The organism is Streptosporangium sp. NPDC005286 (genome assembly GCF_040607515.1).
Classification (GTDB): domain Bacteria; phylum Actinomycetota; class Actinomycetes; order Streptosporangiales; family Streptosporangiaceae; genus Streptosporangium.
Genome location: NZ_JBEXGU010000311.1, coordinates 1 through 5,327, shown reverse-complemented (window position 1 = coordinate 5,327; position 5,327 = coordinate 1). Strand labels below are relative to the sequence as shown.

Sequence of the window (5,327 nt, the reverse complement as noted above, 5' to 3'; positions counted from 1 at the left end):
CCCAAGGACCTGGGCTACCTGGCCTCCTACGCCGCCGCGGCGCTGGCCTCGGGGCAGATCACCGGCGCCGAGGGGGAGGTGCTCAAGGCGGGCCGGCTCGGCGAGCGGACCATCGGCAAGGACGGGGAGATCATCTTGGGTCCGCCCTTCGTCTTCGACAAGGCCAACATCGACCAGTTCGACTTCTGACCAACACCACCGGCACGGCCCGCCCGACCCGCGCGCCGTGCCCCGGTGGGACCGGCCGGCGTGCGCGCCGGAACGGTCGGACCGCGTACCCCCACTGGATCAGGAAGATAGGAGGAGGGGCTGTCACGGCCCCGGAGCTTCGATGAGCGACATCAAGGCCGCCCTGCTGGCGCAGGCCATCGAGACCCCGTCATGGGCGTACGGCAACAGCGGTACCCGGTTCAAGGTGTTCGCCCAGCGAGGGGTGCCCCGGGATCCGTACGAGAAGCTCGCGGACGCCGCCCAGGTGCACGCCTTCACGGGCGCCGCACCGAGTGTGGCGCTGCACATCCCCTGGGACAAGGTCGACGACTACGCCGGCCTCGCGGCGCACGCGTCGAACCTGGGAGTGCGGATCGGCGCGATCAACTCCAACGTCTTCCAGGACGACGACTACATGCTGGGCAGCGTGACGAGCCCGGACGCACGGGTGCGGCGCAAGGCGACCGACCACCTGCTGGAGTGCGTCGACGTCATGGACGCCACCGGTTCGGACACGCTGAAGCTGTGGTTCTCCGACGGCACCAACTACCCCGGCCAGGACGACATCCGTTCCCGGCAGGACCGGCTGGCCGAGTCGCTGGCCGAGGTCTACGACCGGCTGGGCGAGCACCAGCGCTTCCTGCTGGAGTACAAGCTGTTCGAGCCGGCCTTCTACACCACCGACGTGCCCGACTGGGGCACCGCCTACGCTCACTGCGTCAAGCTCGGCCCCAAGGCTCAGGTGGTGGTCGACACCGGGCACCACGCGCCGGGCACCAACATCGAGTTCATCGTGGCGTTCCTGCTGCGCGAGGGCAAGCTGGGCGGGTTCGACTTCAACTCCCGCTTCTACGCCGACGACGACCTGATGGCGGGGGCCGCCGACCCGTTCCAGCTCTTCCGTATCATGTTCGAGGTGATTCGCGGTGGCGGATACACCGAGGACGTGGCGTTCATGCTGGACCAGTGCCACAACATCGAGCCGAAGATCGCCGGGCAGATCCGGTCGGTGATGAACGTGCAGGAGGCCACGGCCAAGGCGCTGCTGGTGGACCGGGCGGCGCTGGCGGCGGCGCAGTCCGCCGGTGACGTGCTGGGGGCCAACGGGGTGTTCATGGACGCCTACAACACCGACGTGCGTCCGCTCCTGGCGGAGGTGCGCGCCGAGCGGGGGCTGGACCCCGACCCGATGGCCGCCTACGCGCGCTCGGGGTACTTCGAGAAGATCGCCGCCGAGCGCGTCGGCGGTGCCCAGGCCGGCTGGGGCGCCTGAGACCCGCGCCTCGCATGCTGAGAACACGGTTCATTCGTTGGGGGATATTTCATGAGAACGCCGGTTGAGAAACTGCTGCAGCGGTCACGCGCGCTCGGTGCGGACCCGCGCAACACCAACTTCGCGGGCGGTAACACCTCGGCCAAGGGCGTGGCCGTCGACCCGGTGACCGGCTCCGACGTGGAGCTGATGTGGGTCAAGGGGTCCGGGGGAGACCTCGGCACGCTGGCCGAGACGGGCCTGGCCGTACTGCGGCTGGACCGGCTGCACGCCCTGAGCGGTGTCTACCCGGGGGTCGAACGCGAGGACGAGATGGTCGCCGCGTTCGACTTCTGCGCCTTCGGCAAGGGCGGCGCGGCGCCGTCGATCGACACCGCGATGCACGGCCTGGTGGACGCGGCGCACGTGGACCACCTGCACCCGGACGCGGGCATCGCGATCGCCACCGCCGCCGACGGTGAGGCGCTGACGGTACGGATCTTCGGCGACCGGGTGGTCTGGGTGCCGTGGCGGCGCCCCGGCTTCCAGCTCGGCCTCGACATCGCCGCGATCAAGAAGGACAACCCGCAGGCCGTGGGCTGCATCCTCGGCGGCCACGGCATCACCGCCTGGGGCGACACCTCCGAGGAGTGCGAGGCCAACTCGCTGTGGATCATCCGGACCGCCGAGGCCCACATCGCCGAACACGGCGCGGCCGAGCCGTTCGGCCCGGTCAGGCCCGGCTACCAGCCGCTTCCCGAGGAGGCCCGGCGTGAGCGGGCCGCCGCGCTCTTCCCGGTGATCCGCGGCCTGGCCTCCACCGACGTGGCGCAGGTCGGCCACTACACCGCGACCGACGAGGTGCTGGACTTCCTGTCCCGCGAGCGTCACCCCGAACTGGCCGCGCTGGGCACCTCCTGTCCCGACCACTTCCTGCGCACCAAGGTGGCCCCGCTGGTGCTCGACCTGCCCGCCGACGCGCCGCTCGACGACGCCGTCACCCGGCTGCGCGAGCTGCACGCCGCCTACCGCGAGGAGTACGCGGCCTACTACGACCGGCACGCCACCGCCGACTCGCCCGCCATGCGCGGCGCGGATCCGGCGATCGTGCTGGTGCCGGGGGTGGGCATGTTCTCCTTCGGCCGGGACAAGCAGACCGCCCGGGTGGCCGGGGAGTTCTACGTCAACGCGATCAACGTGATGCGCGGCGCCGAGGCGCTGTCGCGCTACGCCCCGATCGAGGAGAGCGAGAAGTTCCGGATCGAGTACTGGGAGCTGGAGGAGGCCAAGCTGCGCCGGATGCCGGCGCCGAAGCCGCTGGCCACCAGGGTCGCGCTGGTCACCGGGGGCGGTTCGGGCATCGGTGCGGCCACCGCCCGCAGGCTGGCCGCCGAGGGCGCGTGCGTGGTGGTGGCCGATCGCGACCTGGACGCCGCGGAGAAGGTCGCCGCCGAGCTCGGCGCCGGAGCCTACCGGGCCGAGGACGTGGCGACCGCCGTGCGGGTGGACGTCACCGACGAGGCACAGGTGATCTCCGCGCTCCAGGCGGCGGTGCTGGCGTTCGGCGGGGTGGACCTGGTGGTCAACAACGCCGGCCTGTCGCTGTCGCGCTCGCTGCTGGAGACCAGCGTCGCCGACTGGGACCTGCAGCACGACGTGATGGCCCGCGGCTCGTTCCTGGTCTCGCGGGAGAGCGCCCGGGTGATGGTCGACCAGGGCATGGGCGGGGAGATCGTCTACATCTCCTCCAAGAACGCGGTGTTCGCCGGGCCGAACAACGTGGCCTACGGGGCGGCCAAGGCCGACCAGGCGCACCAGGTACGGCTGCTGGCGGCCGAGCTGGGCCAGTACGGGATCAGGGTCAACGGCATCAACCCCGACGGGGTGGTGCGCGGCTCCGGCATCTTCGCCTCGGGCTGGGGGGCCAACCGGGCGGCGGTGTACGGGGTTCAGGAGGAGAAGCTGGGCGAGTACTACGCGCAGCGCACCCTGCTCAAGCGCGAGGTGCTGCCCGAGCACATCGCCGCCGCGGTCTTCCAGCTGACCCAGCTCACCCAGACCACCGGCCTGCACATCCCGGTGGACGCCGGCGTCGCCGCCGCCTTCCTGCGCTGACCCCGCTTCCCGCGGCAATCCCCGCTGAGAGGAGAACGTCTTGACCACGGTCCTGGATCGGATCGCCCCGCCCCGTACGAAGGTGGGACTGGTCGCCGGTGGGCTGGGAGCCTACTGGCCGCAGTTCCCCGACCTGCTCCCGCAGCTCCGGCGCTCCTCCGAGCGCGTCTCGGCGCGGATGCGGGAGCTGGGCTGCGACGTCGTCGACGTCGGCTTCATCTCCGACGCCCAGGAGGGCGCGGTCGCGGCGGAGAGGCTGCGCGAGGCCGGCTGTGACATCATCGTGGGCTTCCTGACCACGTACATGACCGCGACGATGCTCCTGCCGGTCGCGCAGCGCAGCGGCGCGCCGGTACTGCTGATCAATCTCCAGCCCAGCGAGTCGATGGACCACGCGACCTTCGACACCGGTCAGTGGCTCGCCTACTGCGGGGCGTGCCCGCTGCCGGAGATGGCCAACACCTTCATCCGCGCGGGCATCCCCTTCCGATCGGTGTCGGGGTACCTGGAGGACGAGCGGGCCTGGACCAAGATCGGCCGATGGGTGCGGGCCGCCGGTGTGCGCGCCGCGCTGCGCCGGGGCCGCCACGGGCTGATGGGGCACCTGTACCCCGGCATGCTCGACGTGGCCACCGACCTGACCCTGGTGCCGGTGAACCTCGGCGGGCACGTGGAGGTGCTGGAGTTCGACGACCTGCGGGTGCGGGTGGAGAAGGTCACCGACGCCGAGGTCAAGGAGCGCACCGGTCTGGCACGGGAGGTCTTCGAGCTGGCCGACACGGTCAACGACGAGGACTTCGCCTGGGCCGCGCGGGTCTCGGTCGGGCTGGACCGGCTGGTGGAGGACTTCGCCCTCGACAGCCTGGCCTACTACCACCGGGGCCTGGACGGGGAGATCCACGAGCGGCTGGGCGCGGGCATGATCCTGGGCTCGTCCCTGCTGACCGCGCGGGGCATCCCCACGGCCGGCGAGTACGAGCTGCGTACCTCGCTCGCCATGCTGGTCATGGACCGGATCGGGGCAGGCGGTTCGTTCACCGAACTGCAGGCGCTGGACTTCGCGCGCGGTCATGTGGAGATGGGCCACGACGGCCCCGCCCACCTGGCGATCAGCGCGCGCCGGCCGCTGCTGCGCGGGCTGGGCGTCTACCACGGCAAACGCGGGTGGGGCGTTTCGGTGGAGTTCGACGTGGCGCACGGTCCGGTGACCATGCTCGGCCTGCTGCAGCGGCGCGACGGGACGTTCGCCTTCGTGGTCTCCGAGGGCGTCACGGTGGAGGGCCCGCTGCTGCGGATCGGCAACACCACCTCGCGGGTGGACTTCGGCTGCGACCCGGGGGAGTGGACCGACGCGTGGAGCGCCACGGGCATCTCCCATCACTGGGCGCTGGGCACCGGCCACCGGCTGGCCGAGCTGCGCGCGGTCGCCGACCTGCTCGGCATCGAGGTCGTCCACGTCCAGCCCTGAGGCGCGGCCCCGCCGGCCGGCTCTCCCGAGGGAATGACCGCTCCGCCGGGCGACGGCGCGGCCCGCGACTTCGGGGAAAGCGCCCCGCGCAGGGGTGAACCACCAGACACCCATCCGACGCCGACCTTCGACCACTACGGCCCGGGGTCCATCCGCCCATACCCGAGAACACCTCCGCGACGGTCTACACCGTCGGCTCCGGGACCTGGACCTTCCGGGCCGTCGCCAAGGGCTGACCCTCCACCTGCCCGGATCCCTCCGCCCGGGACCACACGTCCCGGG

Annotated in this window: 3 protein-coding genes and 1 pseudogene; all 4 read left to right on the top strand. The window is 71.5% G+C overall.

The features are described from left to right. Positions 1-189: pseudogene (locus ABZU75_RS45145) on the top strand (rhamnose ABC transporter substrate-binding protein); the annotation flags it as partial. Between the two features lie 142 nt (positions 190-331). Continuing rightward, positions 332-1,483, top strand: coding sequence for an L-rhamnose isomerase (gene rhaI, locus ABZU75_RS45140; RefSeq protein WP_355569308.1), 1,152 nt, complete (start codon positions 332-334; stop codon positions 1,481-1,483). A 51-nt stretch (positions 1,484-1,534) separates the two neighbouring features. Next, positions 1,535-3,577: a bifunctional aldolase/short-chain dehydrogenase gene (locus tag ABZU75_RS45135; RefSeq protein WP_355569305.1), complete on the top strand. Its 2,043-nt coding sequence runs from the start codon at positions 1,535-1,537 to the stop codon at positions 3,575-3,577. Positions 3,578-3,617: 40 nt separating this feature from the next. After that, positions 3,618-5,045, top strand: a complete 1,428-nt coding sequence (locus tag ABZU75_RS45130) for an L-fucose/L-arabinose isomerase family protein (RefSeq protein ID WP_355569302.1) — start codon at positions 3,618-3,620, stop codon at positions 5,043-5,045. Positions 5,046-5,327 lie beyond the last annotated feature (282 nt).